Origin of the sequence: Thermoactinomyces vulgaris, assembly GCF_005886755.1 — a bacterium.
In the GTDB taxonomy this organism is placed as follows: Bacteria; Bacillota; Bacilli; order Thermoactinomycetales; family Thermoactinomycetaceae; genus Thermoactinomyces; species Thermoactinomyces vulgaris.
In genome coordinates, this window is record NZ_CP039710.1 from 71708 (window position 1) to 90901 (window position 19194).

Annotated in this window: 20 protein-coding genes and 1 other annotated feature; of the genes, 1 reads left to right on the forward strand and 19 read right to left on the reverse strand. The window is 48.3% G+C overall.

Going from position 1 to position 19194, the window contains the following annotated elements; all coding sequences use genetic code 11:
- Positions 1-251: 251 nt before the first annotated feature.
- From sigH to FA954_RS00540, 11 genes are all read right to left on the reverse strand, one after another.
- Positions 252-854 carry an RNA polymerase sporulation sigma factor SigH gene (gene sigH / locus FA954_RS00490; protein ID WP_206760055.1) on the reverse strand — a complete coding sequence of 201 codons (603 nt, stop codon included), beginning with the start codon at positions 852-854 and terminating at the stop codon, positions 252-254.
- Between the two features lie 158 nt (positions 855-1012).
- Positions 1013-1534, reverse strand: a complete 522-nt coding sequence (locus tag FA954_RS00495) for an NYN domain-containing protein (protein WP_037997007.1) — start codon at positions 1532-1534, stop codon at positions 1013-1015.
- Complete coding sequence (rlmB, locus tag FA954_RS00500; protein WP_037997004.1) at positions 1527-2267, reverse strand: 23S rRNA (guanosine(2251)-2'-O)-methyltransferase RlmB; 741 nt, start codon at positions 2265-2267, stop codon at positions 1527-1529. The genes FA954_RS00495 and rlmB overlap by 8 nt, the downstream gene beginning before the upstream one ends.
- Positions 2260-2694, reverse strand: a complete 435-nt coding sequence (locus FA954_RS00505; RefSeq protein WP_231564633.1) for a Mini-ribonuclease 3 — start codon at positions 2692-2694, stop codon at positions 2260-2262. Before FA954_RS00505 ends, rlmB begins: the two co-directional genes overlap by 8 nt.
- Positions 2691-4088, reverse strand: coding sequence for a cysteine--tRNA ligase (gene cysS / locus FA954_RS00510; RefSeq protein ID WP_037997003.1), 1398 nt, complete (start codon positions 4086-4088; stop codon positions 2691-2693). Before cysS ends, FA954_RS00505 begins: the two co-directional genes overlap by 4 nt.
- The gene (gene cysE / locus FA954_RS00515) at positions 4027-4770 is read right to left on the reverse strand and encodes a serine O-acetyltransferase (protein WP_082240742.1); all 744 of its coding nucleotides are present in this window, start codon (positions 4768-4770) and stop codon (positions 4027-4029) included. The genes cysS and cysE overlap by 62 nt, the downstream gene beginning before the upstream one ends.
- An 89-nt stretch (positions 4771-4859) precedes the next feature.
- Positions 4860-5077 (reverse strand) — a binding site (T-box leader).
- A 31-nt stretch (positions 5078-5108) separates the two neighbouring features.
- On the reverse strand, positions 5109-6572 hold the full coding sequence (gene gltX / locus FA954_RS00520; protein WP_062843349.1) for a glutamate--tRNA ligase: 1464 nt from the start codon (positions 6570-6572) through the stop codon (positions 5109-5111).
- Between the two features lie 35 nt (positions 6573-6607).
- Positions 6608-7087, reverse strand: coding sequence for a 2-C-methyl-D-erythritol 2,4-cyclodiphosphate synthase (gene ispF, locus FA954_RS00525; RefSeq protein ID WP_037996998.1), 480 nt, complete (start codon positions 7085-7087; stop codon positions 6608-6610).
- Complete coding sequence (gene ispD / locus FA954_RS00530) at positions 7084-7773, reverse strand: 2-C-methyl-D-erythritol 4-phosphate cytidylyltransferase (protein WP_232335178.1); 690 nt, start codon at positions 7771-7773, stop codon at positions 7084-7086. Before ispD ends, ispF begins: the two co-directional genes overlap by 4 nt.
- 115 nt (positions 7774-7888) lie before the next feature.
- Positions 7889-8983 carry a PIN/TRAM domain-containing protein gene (locus FA954_RS00535; RefSeq protein ID WP_037996994.1) on the reverse strand — a complete coding sequence of 365 codons (1095 nt, stop codon included), beginning with the start codon at positions 8981-8983 and terminating at the stop codon, positions 7889-7891.
- Between the two features lie 122 nt (positions 8984-9105).
- Positions 9106-9603, reverse strand: a complete 498-nt coding sequence (locus FA954_RS00540; RefSeq protein WP_231564634.1) for a CarD family transcriptional regulator — start codon at positions 9601-9603, stop codon at positions 9106-9108.
- 272 nt (positions 9604-9875) lie between these two features.
- Between FA954_RS00540 and FA954_RS00545 the strand changes: the two genes are divergently transcribed.
- Entirely contained in the window at positions 9876-10271 is a 396-nt protein-coding gene (locus FA954_RS00545) for a nucleoside triphosphate pyrophosphohydrolase family protein (protein WP_037996988.1), read from the forward strand.
- Positions 10272-10318: 47 nt separating this feature from the next.
- On the opposite strand, the gene pssA is transcribed toward FA954_RS00545, so the two are convergent.
- The 8 genes from pssA to FA954_RS00585 form a co-directional block, all read right to left on the reverse strand.
- Positions 10319-11029: a CDP-diacylglycerol--serine O-phosphatidyltransferase gene (gene pssA, locus FA954_RS00550; RefSeq protein ID WP_037996982.1), complete on the reverse strand. Its 711-nt coding sequence runs from the start codon at positions 11027-11029 to the stop codon at positions 10319-10321.
- 102 nt (positions 11030-11131) lie between these two features.
- Positions 11132-12160, reverse strand: coding sequence for a DNA integrity scanning diadenylate cyclase DisA (disA, locus tag FA954_RS00555; RefSeq protein WP_049720835.1), 1029 nt, complete (start codon positions 12158-12160; stop codon positions 11132-11134).
- A 45-nt stretch (positions 12161-12205) separates the two neighbouring features.
- Positions 12206-13579 (reverse strand): DNA repair protein RadA, encoded by a 1374-nt coding sequence (radA, locus tag FA954_RS00560; RefSeq protein WP_138614812.1) that lies wholly within the window; start codon positions 13577-13579, stop codon positions 12206-12208.
- Between the two features lie 207 nt (positions 13580-13786).
- A complete protein-coding gene (locus FA954_RS00565; RefSeq protein WP_037996976.1) occupies positions 13787-16234 on the reverse strand; it encodes an ATP-dependent Clp protease ATP-binding subunit in 2448 nt (815 codons plus the stop codon).
- Positions 16235-16266: 32 nt separating this feature from the next.
- Positions 16267-17343, reverse strand: a complete 1077-nt coding sequence (gene mcsB, locus FA954_RS00570) for a protein-arginine kinase McsB (RefSeq protein WP_037996974.1) — start codon at positions 17341-17343, stop codon at positions 16267-16269.
- 12 nt (positions 17344-17355) lie between these two features.
- Positions 17356-17874, reverse strand: a complete 519-nt coding sequence (gene mcsA / locus FA954_RS00575; RefSeq protein ID WP_037996971.1) for a protein-arginine kinase activator protein McsA — start codon at positions 17872-17874, stop codon at positions 17356-17358.
- 6 nt (positions 17875-17880) lie between these two features.
- Entirely contained in the window at positions 17881-18351 is a 471-nt protein-coding gene (locus FA954_RS00580; RefSeq protein WP_037996967.1) for a CtsR family transcriptional regulator, read from the reverse strand.
- Between the two features lie 136 nt (positions 18352-18487).
- Entirely contained in the window at positions 18488-19186 is a 699-nt protein-coding gene (locus FA954_RS00585; RefSeq protein WP_037996966.1) for an MgtC/SapB family protein, read from the reverse strand.
- Positions 19187-19194 lie beyond the last annotated feature (8 nt).

Genomic DNA, 19194 nt, shown 5'->3' on the forward strand with positions numbered 1-19194 from the left:
CACACTGGCTCCCTGCTGTCAATGTAAAGCCGTTTGTAAAACCATTATTGACATAAATTTCGCTCATCAAAAATCAGTTTATAAAAAAGAAACCGGCCGGGAATTTTTGAACACTTTGTTAAAAAGCAAGCAATCCGCATGATTTTCCATACATTTTTTCAAAACAAAAAGGAATCATGATGTTTTTTGTCGAATCCAAACAAAAGAACAGGTACGAAACCTGTTCTTTTGTGAACCGGTGCTTTTGTTAATCATAAAGAAAGTTCACGCACTTCAAGGTATCTCTCTAATTTCCGTTTCACTCTCTGCAAGGCGTTGTCGATCGACTTCACATGTCGATTTAAGTCGACCGCGATTTCCTGATAAGAACGTCCGTCCAGATACAACATCAATACTTTCCGTTCCAAATCACTAAGAATTTTCGCTATTTTATCTTCAATATCATTATATTCTTCCTGGCTGATGTAGATCTCCTCAGGGTTTGATAGACTTCCGGGGATTTTATCCAGCAACGTCCTGTCCGTATCGTCGTCGTAAGCAGGCTTGTCCAATGAAACATAAGAGTTGAGCGGAATGTGTTTTTGTCGGGTAGCCGTTTTGATCGCTGTGATGATCTGGCGCGTGATGCATAATTCGGCAAATGCTTTAAACGAAGCCAGCTTGTCCCCCTTAAAGTCCCGAATCGCTTTAAATAGTCCAATCATCCCCTCCTGCACGATATCTTCGTGATCGGCTCCGATGAGAAAATAGGATCTCGCTTTCGCTCTGACGAAATTTTTGTACTTATTAATCAAATATTCCAGAGCCTGATGATCTCCCACGCGTACGCCATAAACCAGCTCTTCGTCGGCCATGTTTTTGTAATCAGCATTTCTGTCGTAAGTGACAAAATTACTGGATTGAAGATTTACACTCACCGCTTTCCCTCCCGACCAAGTAGCCTATAAACCCTTATATTAACCCACAGTAATGTTATTATATCCGAAGTGAAACAAAAACGTCAAATTTTAACCTATTTTTTCCTTCTCCATTTTTCAAATATCTGTTTGAGATCGATACTTATTCTTTCTTCCAAGGTGTTTCTTTGCTTTTGTTGCCTCTCCCGTTTCAATTTTTTGTTTAATTTCTCTTTTGCGATCCGGATCTCCTCCAACAGCTCCCTGGAAGAGATGCGGTAGGCCCCTTGTCCGAAAACCATCCGTTGCTCCAGATAATCGGACGTTGCCACATAAATGGAGCGGTGCGGGCTTTTATGCTTCTTGACAAAGCGTTCGATAAACTCATCCGCGGTTTCATCGCGACGGGTATAGTAAACCAGAATTTTCTCCTCGTCGGTTTTCACGTCAATCCCTGGTGTGGAATGCGCATCAAACACAAGATGGACCTGCCGGCCGGTCATCGCCTGATATTCAGACAAATCGCGAATCAATTGAACCCGTTCCTCTTCAATCGAAACCGGATTCCAGTGCACCCCCGACTTGGCACCGATCACGTTATACCCATCCACCACCAGCCATTCTTCGTGCTTAACCATCATTCATCCGGCAGCGCATGACTTCATACATGAGAATCCCCGCCGCAACCGATGCATTTAACGATGAAACCTTCCCTCTCATCGGGAGCTTCACCAAAAAATCGCATTTCTTTTTCAACAACGTGTGAATCCCGCGCCCTTCATTCCCGATCACCACGGCAACCGGCATGTTGTAATCAATCCCGGTATACTCCTGTTCGGCCGATCCGTCGCTTCCGACGAGCCAAACTCCCCGTTCTTTCAATTCATCGGCAACACGATTCAAATTGGTCACCCGGACCACCGGCACATGTTGCACCGCACCGGCCGAGGTTTTTGCCACCACGGAAGTCACCCCTGCCGCCCTCCGCTTCGGAATGATGACGCCATGCGCCCCCGAAGCATCGGCTGAACGCAAAATCGATCCGAGGTTGTGGGGATCTTCAATACTGTCCAAAAGCAAAAAAAAGGGTGCCTCCTGTTTCTGCTCCGCCCGCTTAAAAAGGTCTTCCAGCGAAGCGTACTCAAAGGCAGCGACTTGGGCAACGACTCCTTGATGGTTATTCCCTTCCGCCAATTGGTCCAAACGGGAACGGGGCACCCATTGGTACGGAACATTTTGTTTTTTGGCGTGTTCAATGATCTCATTCACGCTGAATTTGTTGATATTTTTTGCCAAAAGAATTTTTTCCACCGGGCGCCCGGACTTCAATGTTTCCAAAACCGCGTGTTTCCCGTATATCCAGTCAATCATTTTCCTTGTACCCCTTTTCGACAATCTCTATCGCTGAATTCATCAATTCATGCAAACGTTGTTCATCTTTTTTCAAATACAGGTAGCCCATCAACGCTTCCAATCCGGTGCTTTGTCTGTAATCCGTCACCTTTGCGTTTTTGGGGACACTTCCTGACTTGGCATTGCGGCCGCGTCTTAAGATGTCCCGCTCTTCTTCCGTCAGATCGTTTTCAATCGCTTTGTACACTTTGGCTTGGGCCAAAGCAGACACAAATTTGGCCGCCTCTTTTTGCAAGTCCTGAGGCCGGGCAATGCCGCGGGCCACCAGGTGATGCCGGATAAATATCTCATACACGGCATCACCCAGATAAGCCAGCAACAAAGGATTATATTCCCGCGGTGTTTTTGTCAGCGGTTGAAGCATTCCGAATATATTTTCACTCATTTTCTTCTCCATCGAACTCCTTGTGGTGTATCTTCCAGCACAATCCCGCGGGCCAAAAGCTGGTCCCGGATTGCGTCAGCTTTTGCAAAATCCCGGGCTTTTCGCGCTTTTTGCCTTTCTTCGATCAAGGCTTCCAGCTCCTGCTCCAGGCGGTCTTCCGATTCGGTTGTGACCAGGCCCAGAATTTCTTCCCCATGCGTTTTCAGCCAATCCAAGATTCCTTGAACCGTTTCCTTGGACACGACCGGTTTCGCCACCGTTTCATTCGCCAGTTTGACCACTTCAAACAGCACACTGATGGCATTGGCTGTATTGAAATCATCGTTCATCTCGGCTTCAAACTGCTCTTTGTACCGTGACAGCTTCGCGGCCGTTTCCGGATCTTCCCCGCCGGGCATCGCCGAATCCAACCGGTGTTTTAAATTTTCCACCGCGGTTTGGATCCGTTCAATGCTTCCTTCCGCCTGTCTCATCACTTCATCGCTGAAGGAAATCGGATGCCGGTAATGGGCAGATAAAAGGAAATACCGGATCGCCTCCGGGGAATAGGTCTTACGCAATTCAACCACGCGTTTGACATTCCCGAGCGATTTCGACATCTTTTCATTTCCCATATTAATATACCCGTTATGCAGCCAATAACGCACAAATGTTTTGCCCGTCCATGCCTCGCTTTGTGCGATCTCGTTTTCGTGGTGGGGGAAGCAGAGATCCGCTCCGCCTGCATGGATGTCCAACGTGTCCCCCAGGTATTTGCGTGCCATTACGGAACATTCGATGTGCCAGCCGGGCCGCCCGCGTCCCCAAGGCGTTTCCCAGCTGATTTCCCCGGGCTTGGCGGCTTTCCACAATGCAAAATCCAACGGATGTTCCTTTTGTTCATTGATTTCAATCCTGGCCCCCGCCTTCAATTCTTCCAACGATTGATGGGACAGTTTTCCATAATCTTTTTTGCGCAAGGAGCGGAAGTAAACATCCCCGTTCTTTTCATAAGCATATCCTTTGTCAATCAGATCCCGAATCGCTTCAATCATCTCCGGAATATGCTCGGTTGCCCGCGGATGCACATCCGCCCGTTGCACCCCCAATGTATCCATGTCCTCAAAATAAGCTTGGATGTATTGTTCGGCAATTTCCGGGACCGGTTTTCCCGTTTCTTGGGAGGCCCGGATCAACTTGTCGTCGACATCGGTGAAATTCTGCACATAAGTCACACGATAACCCCGGGAGCGCAAATACCGCCGCACCACGTCAAAAAAGACAAAGACACGGGCGTTCCCGATATGAATAAAGTTATATACCGTCGGGCCGCACACATAGATGCGAACCTCATTATTTTGCACTTGAAGCATTTCTTTCTTTCTGGTCAGCGTGTTGTAAAGCTGTATTGTCATCGTCGGTTGTTCCTCCCTGATCCACTGGATTTTCCCTGCAGTTTAACTTCGCTTCCAACTCACTCAACCGGGCTTTTAACGCATCCATTTCAACATGCATGGATCGCAATGTTTCCGCAACCGGGTCGGGCAGGTTCACTTGATCCAAATCATCTTTCACCCTCACGCCGTCCTGAATCACTACCCGTCCCGGCACTCCGACAACGGTGGAATTGGGCGGCACATCCCGCAAGACCACCGAGCCGGCTCCGACTTTGGCAAAACGTCCGACACGAATGGAGCCCAAAACTTTCGCCCCTGACGCAATCATCACATGATCCTCGATCGTCGGATGCCGTTTTCCTTTTTCTTTGCCTGTTCCTCCCAATGTGACGCCCTGATAAATCGTCACATAGTCGCCAATTTCACATGTCTCTCCGATGACCACACCCATTCCGTGATCAATGAAGACCCCCCGGCCGATTTTGGCACCGGGATGAATCTCAATCCCGGTAAAAAAGCGGTTTAACTGAGATATTATACGCGCAATGAGCAACAAACGTTTTTTGTAGAACCAATGCGCCAACCGGTGAGCCCATAATGCATGCAATCCGGAATAAGTCAACACCACTTCCAAAGTGCTCCGAGCCGCCGGATCCCGGTCAAACACCGCTTGAATATCTGCCTGCAGAGTTTGGCGAATTCCATTTTTCTTACTCCACAGCATGTCAGGTTTCCCCCTCTTATCGCCGATTTGAAATAGGAAATAAAAAATCTCTGCAGCACGCAAGCTACAGAGACGGTATATCCGCGGTTCCACTCTGTTTGGGCCAACCAGGCCCCTCTTTTTCCCGATAACGGCGGGTGGCCGGATCCTCCTACTCCGGACCGCATCCGTTTCAGAGGTCAGCTCCCGGGTGCATATCAGATGTTCAGGAATGGAGCTTCGCACCGGCCAGCTCCTCTCTGGAATCCCTTTAACATCTGACTCTCCCGATCACAGCCTTGTTACTCGTTTCTATCTATATTATTTTGGCGGCTTCACAAAACATTGTCAATGACTTGATGCAAACGTTTTATCACCCGGTCCCGGCCAATCAAAGAAAGGCTTCCGCGCAGATCGGGGCCGTGTTCCAAACCGGTGACGGCCACCCGGACCGGCATGAACAATTTTTTCCCTTTATAACCGGTTTCTTTTTGCACCTGTTTAAACATTTTCTTGATATCATCCGGTTCAAAGGACCCGCTTTGTTGAACTTGTTCCAAAAAGGCCTTCAAGACAGCGGGAACTTGCTCTTCCGCAAGCACTTGCCGGGCTTGTTCAGAGTAATTGATTTCATCTTGGAAGAACAAATCCGACAACTCAACAATTTCCGCCGCATACTCCATTTGCTCCTGATACAAAGCGACCAGGCGGGTCACCCAGGCTTTCTGTTCCTCATCGAGCGGCGTCCGGATGCGGCCAGCTTTTTCCAAGTGGGGAATGGCCAGCTCAACGACCCGTTCCAAGGATGCTTTTTTGATATATTGCCCGTTCATCCATTTTAATTTTCCGGTGTCAAAAATCGCCGGCGCTTTGGACACCCGCTCAAGCGAGAACACTTCTACCAGCTCTTGCGGTGTAAACATCTCTTCTTCCCCTTCCGGCGACCAACCCAAAAGCGAAATGAAGTTGACGATCGCCTCGGGTAAATAACCCAATTCCTTATACTGATCAATGAATTGGATGATGCTTTCATCCCGTTTGCTCATTTTCTTGCCTTCGCCGTTTAAAATGAGCGGAATATGGGCAAAGACCGGCGGCTTGAAACCAAGGGCTTCGTAAATCATGATTTGTTTCGGGGTGTTGGATAAATGCTCTTCCCCGCGGATCACATGGCTGATTTTCATCAAGGCATCATCGACAACCACGGCAAAATTGTAAGTGGGGCGTCCGTCCGGCCGGCGAATGACAAAATCCCCTATGCCGTCGGATTCGAATTGCACCGTTCCGCGAATTTCATCCTCGATGACAATGGTTTTTCCCTCCGGCACACGAAAGCGGACACTGGGAACCCGTCCCTCCGCTTCAAACTTCGCCCGCTGTTCCGGAGTCAAATCCCGGTCCCATCCGCTGTATTTGGGAACTTCTCCCCGGGCAATCTGCTCCTCGCGCTCTTTTTCCAGCTCTTCTTTGGTGGTATAGCTCAAATAAGCTTTCCCTTCTTTGAGAAGCTGATCAATGTACCGATTGTAAATTTCCGTTCTCTCCATGCAACGATAAGGCCCGTAAGGACCGCCGACATCCACGCCTTCGTCCCATTCGATGCCCAGCCATTTCAACATGGCCATCTGTTTTTCATCGGCGCCCTCCACGTTCCTTTCCGTGTCAGTATCTTCGATCCGGACGATAAAATCGCCACCATTGCGTTTGGCGTGCAAATAACTGAATAATGCCGTTCTTGCACCGCCGATATGCAGATGCCCCGTGGGGCTGGGTGCATAACGTGTGCGAACCCTGTCCATGTTTTACTCTCTCCTTTTATGCCAGATTCCATTCTTTATCGATTTTGCACAAGACAAACCACCGCCATGGATGCCATTCCTTCTTCGCGTCCGGTGAAACCCAGCTGCTCCGTGGTGGTGGCTTTCACATTCACCTGAGAGGTTTCCGCTTCCAAAATCTCCGCAATTCTTTGCGTCATTTGAGGAATGTACGGAGCCATCTTCGGTTTCTGGGCAATGATCACGGAATCAAGATTCCCCAATGCGTACCCCTTTTCTTTCACTTGCTTCCAGACCTCTTTTAACAACACCGCACTGTCGGCGTCTTTGTAAGCATCATCCGTATCCGGAAAGATTTTTCCGATATCCCCCATCCCTGCGGCACCCAAAATCGCATCCGTAATGGCATGCAATAAAACATCCGCATCCGAATGGCCCATCAACCCTTTTTCGTATGGAATGGTGATGCCGCCGACAATCAGCGGTCTTCCAACAGCAAACTGGTGAACGTCAAATCCTTGTCCAATGCGAATCATTTCTTCTTTCCCCTCATCTGATAAATCGCTTCTGCCAAATATAAATCATCAGGTGTGGTCAGCTTGATATTTGTATATTCCCCTTGAACCACACGCACATCCACGCCCATTTCTTCCACCAGCATGGAATCATCCGTCGCCACCGTTTCCCGTCCGGCAAAATGCTCATGCGCCGACAACAGGACCTCGCGCCGAAAAGCCTGAGGCGTTTGGACTGCCCACAGGCGCTTCCGGTCCGGGGTGTTTTCAACAATTCCCGCATCATCGACCACTTTGACCGTATCCTTCACCGGCACAGCCAATATGGCGGCTCCGTGCATGCGGGCTTCCTCCAACAAACGGGAAATCGCTTCATGACTGACAAAAGGACGGACCGCATCATGCACCATGACCCAGTCCGTCGAAATCTTCTTCAATCCCAGATAAACACTTTCTTGCCGTTCTTTTCCTCCGGGAACGACATGCGTCACTTTTTGAAGCCCCGCTCCCCTGATCATCTTTTGCGTCCGCCCGATCTCCTTTTGATCAGCGACAACCACCATCTCATCAATTTCGGGAAAAGATTCAAACAAGGCCAAAGTATGTATCAAGATGGGTTGACCGTGAAAGGTTAAAAACTGCTTCGGTTCACGGGTCCCCATTCTTTTTCCCATTCCTGCGGCAGGAACCACAACTCCGACACTCAAGCACCTGTCTCCTTTCGCTTTGCAACAAAATATGCCCGTCCTTGGTTTAGAATATAAACCAATCACGGGCCTCAAGCAACGGCAATTTCATTTTTTCCTTAAAGATTTAAAAAGCCTACAACGCCTTTTCCAAAAGTTTCGGTTTGGCAAAAATCATCCGACCCGCAGATGTTTGCAACACACTGGTGACCAAAACATCAATCCGTTCCCCGATGTATTCACGCCCGCCTTCAATCACGATCATGGTTCCGTCATCCAAGTATGCCACGCCTTGACCATGTTCTTTCCCGTCTTTAATCACTTGAACATTGATTTCTTCCCCGGGCAACACAACGGGTTTCACGGCATTGGCCAAGTCATTGATGTTGAGCACGCTGACTCCTTGCAACTCACAAACTTTGTTCAAGTTGAAATCATTGGTGACCACTTTCCCCGACAAAACTTTGGCCAATTTAACCAGCTTGCTGTCCACTTCCTGAATTTCTTCAAAGTCGCCTTCATAAATCAGGACATCAACATCCAGCTCTTTTTGGATCTTGTTCAGGATATCCAATCCGCGACGTCCCCGGTTCCGTTTCAGCACATCGGATGAGTCTGCGATATGTTGCAGTTCTTCGAGCACAAAGCTCGGAATCACCAACGTCCCCTCCAAAAAGCCCGTACGGCAAATATCGGCAATGCGTCCGTCAATAATCACGCTGGTGTCCAAAATTTTATGCTCAACATAAGGCTTTTCTTCGTTTTTCTGTTTTCCTTCTTTATTTTGACGCCCAAGCGTAAAAACCGAGATCAGTTCATCCCGCTTTTTGTATCCCACCCTGAATCCAAGATAACCGAACAAACCGGAAAAGATAAAAGGCAACACACGGTTTACGCCCGGTATCGGCAGCTGTGCCAACGGTTGTTGAATTAAAAATGCAACAATCAATCCGAAAATTAAACCAAGAGCCCCGAAAAGTCCATCCGCAGCCGGTATTTTAACCAAACGTTCTTCGCTCCAGCGAATCCACTTCACCACATTATTCGACAACCAAAATGTTGCGACAAACATGATGATCGCTCCAAGAACCGCGCCAATATAATGCGGTCCCGGCACTTCGCCAAAATTCAGAGGAGACTCTTGAAGCAACCCGAAAAACTCAGGACCTAAATAATAGCCAGCGGATGCTCCGACCAAGGTGAAAGCAAGTTCGACAAAACGTTTTAACACGGGGCTTCACCTCCTCCCAAAACGATGCTCGTAATAATCATTATAGACATTCTGCAAAAATGAAAACCTGATATCAAAAATTTTTCTTATGACCTTTTTGTTACAACAGAAAATAGAAACGATTATGAGTCCTTATCGGAAAAGATGCCGTCAATCAACTCCATCGCCTTTTCCTCATTCATGTCTCTTGCCAGCACCAGTTCACTGATCAAAATCTGCCTGGCATTGTCCAACATTTTCCTCTCTCCGGTGGATAATCCTTTTTCTTCATCGCGGAGCATCAGCGAACAGACCACTTCTGCCACTTCATAAATGTCTCCGCTTTTGATTTTGTCCATATTGGCACGATAACGTCGGTTCCAATTGAGTGTATCATGGTTGTCCCTTTGCCTCATTTGTTTCAGCACTTTGTCAACGGTCGACTCATCGACCACTTCGCGCAAACCGATTTTCTCCACATTGCTCATGGGAACCATGACCTTCATATCTCCAATGGGCATCCTCATGACATAGTACTTCTTCCGCTCACCCAAGATCTCCTTCTCTTCAATCGATTCTATGACACCTGCACCATGCATGGGGTATACCACTTTATCGCCAACATTGAACAAAAGATCCACCTCCAGAGGCAATATCTGTTTCCAAGATATCACAAAACTTCAGCACAGTCAATAAAATAAAAATCATTATCTTAGCATACAAAACTGATTATCGTCAATCCCTTTTTCCATTTGTCCTGCTGTTCCGTCTTGTCAAAAAATTGACACTATAATTCCGCTCCCTATATAATAAAACTGACTTCCATTGCGACCACAAGGCTGATGACACAGGTCATCCCCCGAAGTCTTTCTATAAATCTGCCGTCTCTATACGAAAAAAAGAGGTGAAAGGCATGAGCGAAAACCCTTTTTCTTCCTTTCAGGAACAAGTCGATGAATTACTCATCCGGCATCGCAGTTTTTTAGATGTGACATCAAAATTTCAAGAATCCGGCACCCGGATCAACCGGTCTCTCACCAAAGCCGTCACCGAATGCGGATGCATCCGGATCGATGCACAGAAACAACCTTACCCCACCGATGCCCCCCGTGAAGAATGGAAAAATCACTTCAAAACGCATTTATCCGGCAGGTTGTGTGACCAATGCCTGGAAACCGTTCAGACCGAAATCGGAAAAAACCTCTTTTATCTTACTGCTTTATGCAATCTGTTGGAGATCTCCCTCCCCGAAGTGATGGAAAAGGAATCAAAAAAACTCACAACACTCGGAGTATTCAATCTCCGTTAATGATTCAAAGGAAAACAACCCTTTTAAAAAAGGGTTGTTTATTTTTCCTATTTCCACTCTTCAATCGCTTTTTCGCCATCTTCTTCACGTTTTAAACTCACGGCTTTTTTCACACCATACAAAGCATACAAAAACAAGGGAATAAACAGGACTTTTGGCAATTCGCGCGGGTATAACACGGCTGTCGCCGCAATCGCGATCAAAAAAAGCGGGGCCATCCATACGGCAGATTTCGGAATGCCCACCTTTTTAAACGTCGGATATTTGATTTGACTGACCATCAGGAAGGATAAGAAAAGCATGGCCACCATGAGGAAATACGCATTGGGCACATGATTATGATACAAAGCCATGGTCGCAAGAATCCCGCCTGCGGCCGTGATCGGCAATCCGATGAAGTAGCCCGGTTCACCAGGATGTACGTTAAAGCGTGCCAACCTCAAAGCTCCGCAAATGGGGAATATGGCTGTCACCAACCAACCTTCCATCCCCATATGTTGAAATGAAGATACATACATGATGACTGCAGGAGCCACGCCAAATGAAATAACATCCGATAATGAGTCCAACTCTTTTCCAAATTCGCTTTGCGTATTCAGCATACGGGCCACCCGCCCGTCCAAGCCATCCAGAATCATTCCGAAAATCACCATGATCGCCGCATATTCCCACGAATCTTGAAATGCCAAAAGAATTGACACAATCCCGAGTAATAAGTTCCCAACCGTTAAACAACTAGGTAATGCTCTGGCAATCATAAAGGGAACCTCCTAATCAGAAATACCAAAACATCTTTCAAAGTTTTCTAATTTGATGTTCTTTGTAATTTTTTAAAGTGGTTTCATTATAGTCTAGGTTATTTATATATGTCTGTCAATAAATACTTGTTCCTGAATTCGCTTCAATCCTTCTTTGATCATCTTTGCGCGCACACTTCCGATTCCTTCGACCTCATCCAGTTCATCGATGGTTGCCACCATGATTCTCGATAAATTTTCAAAGCGCTCAACTAATTTATAAATCACATGGCTTGGCAGGCGCGGGATTTTATGAAGAATCCGGTATCCGCGCGGCAAAACGGCTTCCTCTTCAATGTTGACGGACGATGGATATCCCAAAATCCGCACCAGGTTGGCGTGTTCCAGCAAATCATCCGACGACAACTTCTGCAACTCTTGGAAAACCACTTCTGGAGAAACACACGGATCAATGCAATAGTCCTCAATCAACAACTTCGCTTCATCTTCCGTGTCAGCCACCAGTTCCTCCAATTGCATACTGACCAGTCGGCCTTCCGTTCCCAATTCATGAATATATGTTTCGATCTCGCGTTTGATTCTGAGCACCATTTCTACCCGTTGCAAAACCAGTGCCACTTCGCTCAAGGTGACCAACTCTTCAAACTCCAGCGCCGTCAGGTTCGTGGTGGTTTGATCCAAAACGGATTTGTATTTCTCCAAGGTTTGGATGGCTTGGTTGGCCTTGGTCAAAATCACTCCCATATCTTTCAGGGCGTAACGAAAGTTACCTTTATACAAAGTGATAATATTTCTGCGCTGGGATATTGAGACCACCAATTTCCCGGTCTGCCTAGCCGTTCGCTGCGCCGTGCGGTGACGGATGCCTGTTTCCGTGGAAGGGATTGCGGAATCAGGAACCAATTGTGCGTTTGCATACAATATCCTTTTCCCGTCGTTACTCAGAATAATCGCTCCGTCCATCTTGGCCAATTCATAAAGATAAGCGGGCGTAAACGGACAATCGATATGAAAACCCCCATCCACAATTTCGCGAACTCCCTCGTCATAGCCGATCACGATCAGAGCCCCTGTTTTAGCCCCCAGGACGTTGTCCAATCCTTCTCTCAAGGGAGTTCCCGGAGCGATCATTTGTAAAATACTACTGCTTCCTTGATGTCTGTCGTTTTTCACACCCTACCCTCCCAACGCCACTTCTAATGCTTCTTCCAACGTTTTGACCCCGATTAGTTCGATCCCGTTCGGAGGCGTCCATCCCTGACAATTTTTCTCGGGGAGAATGACTCTTTTAAAACCCATGTTATGCGCTTCGGCCACGCGTTGTTCAATCCGTGAGACCCCTCTCACTTCCCCGGTCAGTCCCACTTCACCGATAAACAAATCAAACGGCGATACGGCCACGTCCCGAAAACTGGATGCCAGACTGACGGCCACACTGAGATCAACGGCCGGTTCGTCAATGCGTACGCCTCCTACAACGTTGATATAAGCATCATAGTTTTGCAAGAAAAGCCCCAATCTCTTTTCCAAAACCGCCATGATCATCGTAACCCGGTTATAATCGATGCCGGCTGCCATCCGTTTGGGGGTGGCAAAACTCGTCGGAGCCACCAATGCCTGCAATTCGACCAAAACCGGGCGGGTTCCTTCCATACTTGCCGTCACAGCCGTCCCCGGCGCTCCCACCGGACGACCCGACAAAAACAACTCCGAAGGATTTTCGACTTCCGCCAATCCTTCTTCCTTCATTTCAAAAACACCTATTTCATTCGTGGAACCAAAGCGGTTTTTGACCGCACGCAAAACGCGGTATGTGTGATGGCGTTCCCCCTCAAAATATAAAACGCAGTCAACCATGTGTTCAAGCATCCTCGGTCCGGCCAGCGACCCCGACTTGGTCACATGCCCCACGATGATGATCGCAATGTTTTGTTCCTTGGCCCACCGCATCAATTGTCCGGTGCATTCGCGAACCTGAGCGACACTTCCCGGCGCTGAAGCAATATCCGGATGAAACATGGTTTGAATTGAGTCGATCACCATCAATTTCGGCCGCACTTCGTCCATCAACAATTCAACGGCCGTCAAATCCGTTTCGGATACCACCAACAAACGGTCGCTCAAAGCATCCAGCCGGTCAGCACGCAACCGGATCTGTTCCGCGGACTCTTCTCCTGACACGTATAAAACGGACAATCCCCGCCTTGCCAGTTCATGCGTCGCCTGCAAAAGCAGAGTCGACTTTCCGATTCCCGGATCTCCACCCACCAAAACAAAAGAACCCGGCACCAATCCTCCGCCCAATACCCGGTTCAACTCTCTGATCCCGGTGTCAGAACGAGGCTGATCCAGCTTCTCCACTTGCGTAATCGGAATGGCTTTTTCCCGTTTGCTCTTTCTGTGCATTCCGGTACCGGGAACGGTTGAACTTTCGCTGTTGAGCTCTTCCACCATGGTGTTCCATTCATGACAGCCGGGGCACCGGCCCATCCATTTCGGCGTTTCATAGCCGCATTCCTGACAAACAAACTTTGTTTTTTTCTTCGCCATGGCTTTTTCTCCCACTTACAATGAATCATGATCTTCAAACATTATAACAAATCACTCTTTAAAAATTTATGGAGACTTTTTCACCGGCAAAATCTCTTCCTATTAAGGAATTTTTTCCCTATACGGGCAAATTTCAACCTCTTTTTTAAAAAATAGTGATAAATAAAAGCACCCGGCCGCTGATACAGCCGGGTGCCTGTTTCTCGATCATTGGGTTGCAGACCGGGACTCTTCTTTTTCGACAACCAATTTTCCGTCTTTCACATCGATGACCACCGAGTTCCCGCGTGCGACATTGCCGCGCAACAACTCTTCGGACAAACGGTCTTCGATGTTTTTCTGGATGGCCCGGCGCAACGGGCGGGCACCGTAGCTCGGGTCAAATCCTTCTTTCGCCAAGTAACGTTTGGCTTCATCCGTCAACCGGAATTCGATTCCCTGTTCAACCAGGCGTTTGCGCAATTGGTTCACCATCAGGGACACGATCTCTTCCAGATGCTCTTCTTTCAAAGGATGGAAAACAATCACATCGTCGATCCGGTTCAAAAACTCGGGACGGAAAGTTTTCTTCAGCTCTTCCATGACATTTTGCTTCATGTGTTCATAGTCATCTTCCGCTTGATTGCCGCCAACGTTAAATCCGAGGCGTGACGTTTTCTTGATGGTGGATGCCCCCACGTTGGAAGTCATGATGATGATGGTGTTACGAAAATCCACCACCCTGCCTTTTCCGTCCGTCAACCGGCCGTCTTCCAGCACTTGCAACAAGATGTTGAAAACTTCCGGGTGAGCTTTTTCGATTTCGTCAAACAGGACGACCGAATAGGGTTTCCGGCGGACTTTTTCCGTCAATTGTCCTCCTTCTTCATATCCCACGTATCCCGGAGGCGAACCGACAAGACGGCTCGTCGCATGTTTTTCCATATACTCAGACATGTCAATCCGGGTCATCGCATCTTCGTCACCAAACATGGCTTCCGCCAAAGCACGGGCCAATTCGGTTTTTCCGACTCCGGTCGGTCCCAGGAAGATGAAGGAACCGATCGGCCGCTTCGGATCTTTCAATCCTGCACGGGCCCGGCGAATGGCACGGGAAACGGAACGGACCGCTTCCTCTTGTCCGATGACGCGGTTATGCAGGATGGACTCCATATTCAACAAGCGTTCCGATTCTTCTTCCGCCAACTTCTTCACAGGAATTCCCGTCCAGCTTGAAACGACATCGGCAATATCTTCCGCGGTGACTTCGGAATCGGTTTTTCCTTGATGTTGTTTCCAGGAATTCCGGTTGATCTCGATTTCCTCACGCAATTTTTGCTCGGTATCCCTCAAAGAAGCCGCTTTTTCAAATTCCTGGCTTTGCACGGCCGCGTCTTTTTCTTTTTTCACTTCTTCCAGCTTTTGTTCCAGTTTTTTCAGTTCCGGCGGCATCATGTAAGATTTCAACCGCACTTTGGATGCCGCTTCATCGATCAGGTCAATCGCTTTATCCGGCAAATACCGGTCCGTAATATAGCGGTCGGATAATCTCACCGCTTGTTCAATCGCTTCATCGGTGATTTTCACCCGGTGATGGGCTTCGTAACGATCCCTCAAACCTTTCAGGATCAACACCGCTTCCTCAGTGCTCGGCTCTTCCACCAAAATCGGTTGGAAACGGCGCTCCAAAGCGGCATCTTTCTCGATGTATTTCCGGTATTCATCCAGGGTTGTCGCACCGATACATTGCAATTCCCCACGGGCAAGCGCCGGTTTCAGGATATTGGATGCGTCAATCGCTCCTTCGGCACCTCCCGCCCCGATCAACGTGTGCAACTCATCAATGAACAAGATGATGTTTCCGGCTTGGCGGATTTCATCCATGATTTTTTTCAACCGGTCTTCAAACTCACCGCGATATTTCGTTCCGGCCACCACCGTTCCCATATCCAGGGTCATAACCCGCTTGTTGCGCAAGGTTTCCGGGATTTCCCCGTCAACAATGCGCTGGGCCAAACCTTCGGCAACCGCCGTTTTTCCGACTCCCGGTTCACCGATCAAAACCGGATTGTTTTTGGTCCGGCGGGACAAGACTTGAATCACCCGCTCAATCTCTTTACTGCGGCCGATCACCGGATCCAGGTTTCCGTCATGCGCAGCGGCCGTCAAGTCGCGGGCCAAGCCGTCCAGTGTGGGTGTATTGACCTGATGATGGGTACTGGAGTGGTTGGAGAAGGTTTCGCTGTTTCCCAAGAGTTGCAAAACCTGCTGGCGGGCTTTGTTCAAGCTCACACCCAAATTGTTGAGAACGCGGGCCGCCACGCCTTCCCCCTCGCGAATCAAACCGAGAAGAATGTGCTCAGTGCCGACATAGGTGTGCCCCAACTTGCGAGCTTCATCCATGGACAATTCGATCACTTTTTTCGCCCGTGGCGTATAAGCAATGTTTACGGGTTGCCCCTGTCCCCGTCCAATCAAATTCTCAACTTCTTTTTGGATTTTTTCCAATCCCAGGCCCAAACCGATCAAGGCCTTGGCTGCAATCCCTTCCCCTTCGCGAACCAATCCAAGCAAAACATGTTCCGTTCCGATGTTGGTATGTCCCAGACGCACGGCTTCTTCCTGAGCAAGGGCGAGAACTTTTTGCGCCCGTTCTGTAAAACGTCCAAACATCATAATCCCTTACACCTCACTTATGCATGGATTTGTCAGGACTTATGTTCCATGGCCAAACGTTCACGAATCAACCGGGCTCTGCGAATGTCCCTTTGTTCGGCATTCAGCCGTTCCCCGGCATACTGTTGCAAAAATCCGGGTTGAATCATCACCATCAATTCATTCATGACACTGGCCGAAACGCCACGGATAAATCCCAAATCAATTCCCAACCGGACATCAGAGAGAAGGCTCATCGCTTCTTTGGAATCAATGATGCGGCAATGGGCCAAAGTCCCGTATGAACGATGGACACGGTCTTCCAGCTGAATCAAAGAAACCTCTTGGAGCCGTCCGCGGGCTGTATGTTCATGTTCAATCATTTGCCGGACAACTCCTTGCAGGTTTTCCAAAATCTCATTCTCATCCAATCCCAGCGTAACCTGATTGGAAACCTGATACAATTGGCCCAAAGCTTCACTGCCCTCTCCGTATATTCCGCGAACCGCAAGCCCGACTTGCGTTATCGCCGGCAACAACCGGTTTAACTGCTGGGTCATGGCCAAAGCCGGCAAGTGAAGCATCACCGAAGCCCGGATTCCCGTCCCGACATTAGTCGGGCAACTGGTCAAATAACCGCACTTTTCATCAAAAGCAAAATTCAAGTGGCTTTCCAACCAATCATCAATCTCATTGGCCAGTTCCCAGGCTTGCTTCATTTGCAATCCGGGGAACAACACCTGAATGCGGATGTGATCTTCTTCATTGATCATGATGCTGACAGATTGGGCTTTATTCAACAAAACGGCGCCATGCCGTGATTCTTCCGCCAACATCGGACTGATCAAATGCTTCTCGACCAACACGCTTTTTTCCAAATCAGACAGGTCCTTCATGCGGATCAATTCAGCACCTGCCAGGAAGGAGTACTTCGACTGATCTTGTTTCAATGCCTGCTCGACTTTGCGAATCACTTCTTCCGCCTGGGATGCGGTGCTCAGCATGGGAAACGGAAATCCGTCCAAATTCCTTGCGACCCTGATCCGGCTGGAGAATACCACATCTGACAGAGGACCTTTCACCCGCATCCATTCACTGATGGCATGGTTCATGAAATGTTCGAGTGACATGGTGTTTCCTCCCTACTTCTTGAGTCGATCCTGCAATTCTCGGATTTGGTCACGCAAACGGGCCGCTTCTTCAAACTCTTCAGCCTGAACTTTTTGCGCCAATTGTTCACGCAGCTGTTCCAATTTTCTCTGCAGTTTTAATTCACCTTTGGCACGGGACGGGATTTTCCCGTTATGCGATGTATGGCCGTGAATCCTTCTCAACAAAGGTTCCAAACGATCCTGGAACGTTTGATAACAATCACCGCATCCAAAGCGGCCGACCTTGCTGAATTGATTATAAGTCAACCCGCATGTGGGACAGCGGAGCAAATTCGTTTCATATCCTGTATGTCCGCCGGAAGAAGAGGAATCAAAATTCAACAGCCCGGACAAAAGTTGATGGAAAGAAAACCCATTGTCAAACCCGGGCATGTGTTCTCCTTTTTCCTGTGCGCAAACTTCACATAAATGAAACTCGGACTTTTCGCCGTTGACAATCTTGGTGTAATGAATCGTTGCCGGCCGTTTACCACACTCGGGACAGAGCATCGGCCGTCACTCTCCTTTGCTGGTTAATAATGTGGTAAGTAAAACTTTCATCATCCTTGACCGCACCGGATCCCGAAGCGGAATCGGCAACTGCAAGGTTTCACGGGAAATCAAACGCTTCATGAGCAAAGCTTCCCGCTTTGTCATCAAATCTTCTTCCATCAATCTGGAAATTACATGTTCCGCCGTCATCTGGGTGACGGCATCCCCGATATATGACAACATTTCATCAAAAATTTCATGACGATTCTTATAACGTACTTTCTGGATGCGGATAAATCCTCCTCCCCCTCTTTTGCTTTCCACGATATACCCTTTCTCCACCGTGAATCGGGTACTGATCACATAATTGATCTGAGAAGGGACGCATTGGAAAATATCCGCCAATTCACTGCGTTTGATCTCAATCACGCCGTCTTCGCTTTCATTGATTATTTTTTTTAAATAGCGTTCAATTATGTCCGAAATACTACTCATTCGGACAACCTCCTGCTGACCTTGACTAACTTTGACCTTCTGATATTCATTATAAGAAAAAAGCTTCCATTTGCCAAGTCCCCTGCATTTATTTTCAGTATTGACCAATTTTTACCTTGACATGTACCGTTTGTTTTTAATCCACGCGAACTGATTTTACACCGTCAAGCTGACGGACTTCCTCCACCAATTGGGGAATGGGGACTTTTTCGTGGATGCGGATGGTAAAAGTGATCTCCAACAGACGGCCCTCATCCTCTTCTTCCTGTTCCTCCATGTGCACCCGCCTTATTTTTCCGCCAAACCGCCCGATCAGCGATGCCAGCTCGCCCAGTTTGCCCGGTTCATCCTCGGCAATGATGTGAAGCAGACAAAGACGTTTCTTTTTGATCCACATGCTTTCCAACCGGTTTAAAAGCTCCAGGCTCACCAAAACCAAAATGGTGGTCAGGACGGCCCCGAAGATAAAACCGGTTCCGACCGCCAGCCCGATGCCTGAGACCACCCACAAAGAAGCCGCCGTCGTCAACCCTGTCACCGATGCACGGTGGCGCATGATCGTTCCCGCTCCCAAAAAACCGATTCCGCTCACCACCTGTGCACTTAACCGGGAAGGATCAAACCGGACATTCTGCTCCGCCATATAATCCGTAAAACCATAGATGGAAATCAGCATAATCAAAGCCGAGCCCACACTGACCAAAATATGTGTGCGAAAGCCTGCAGGATGGTTATGCCGTTCACGTTCCCAACCGACCAACCCTCCCAAAAGTGCCGCCATAAACAAACGAACCGCCACTTCCAGGTAAGAAACCATCCATACACTTTCTCCCATTTTTCACC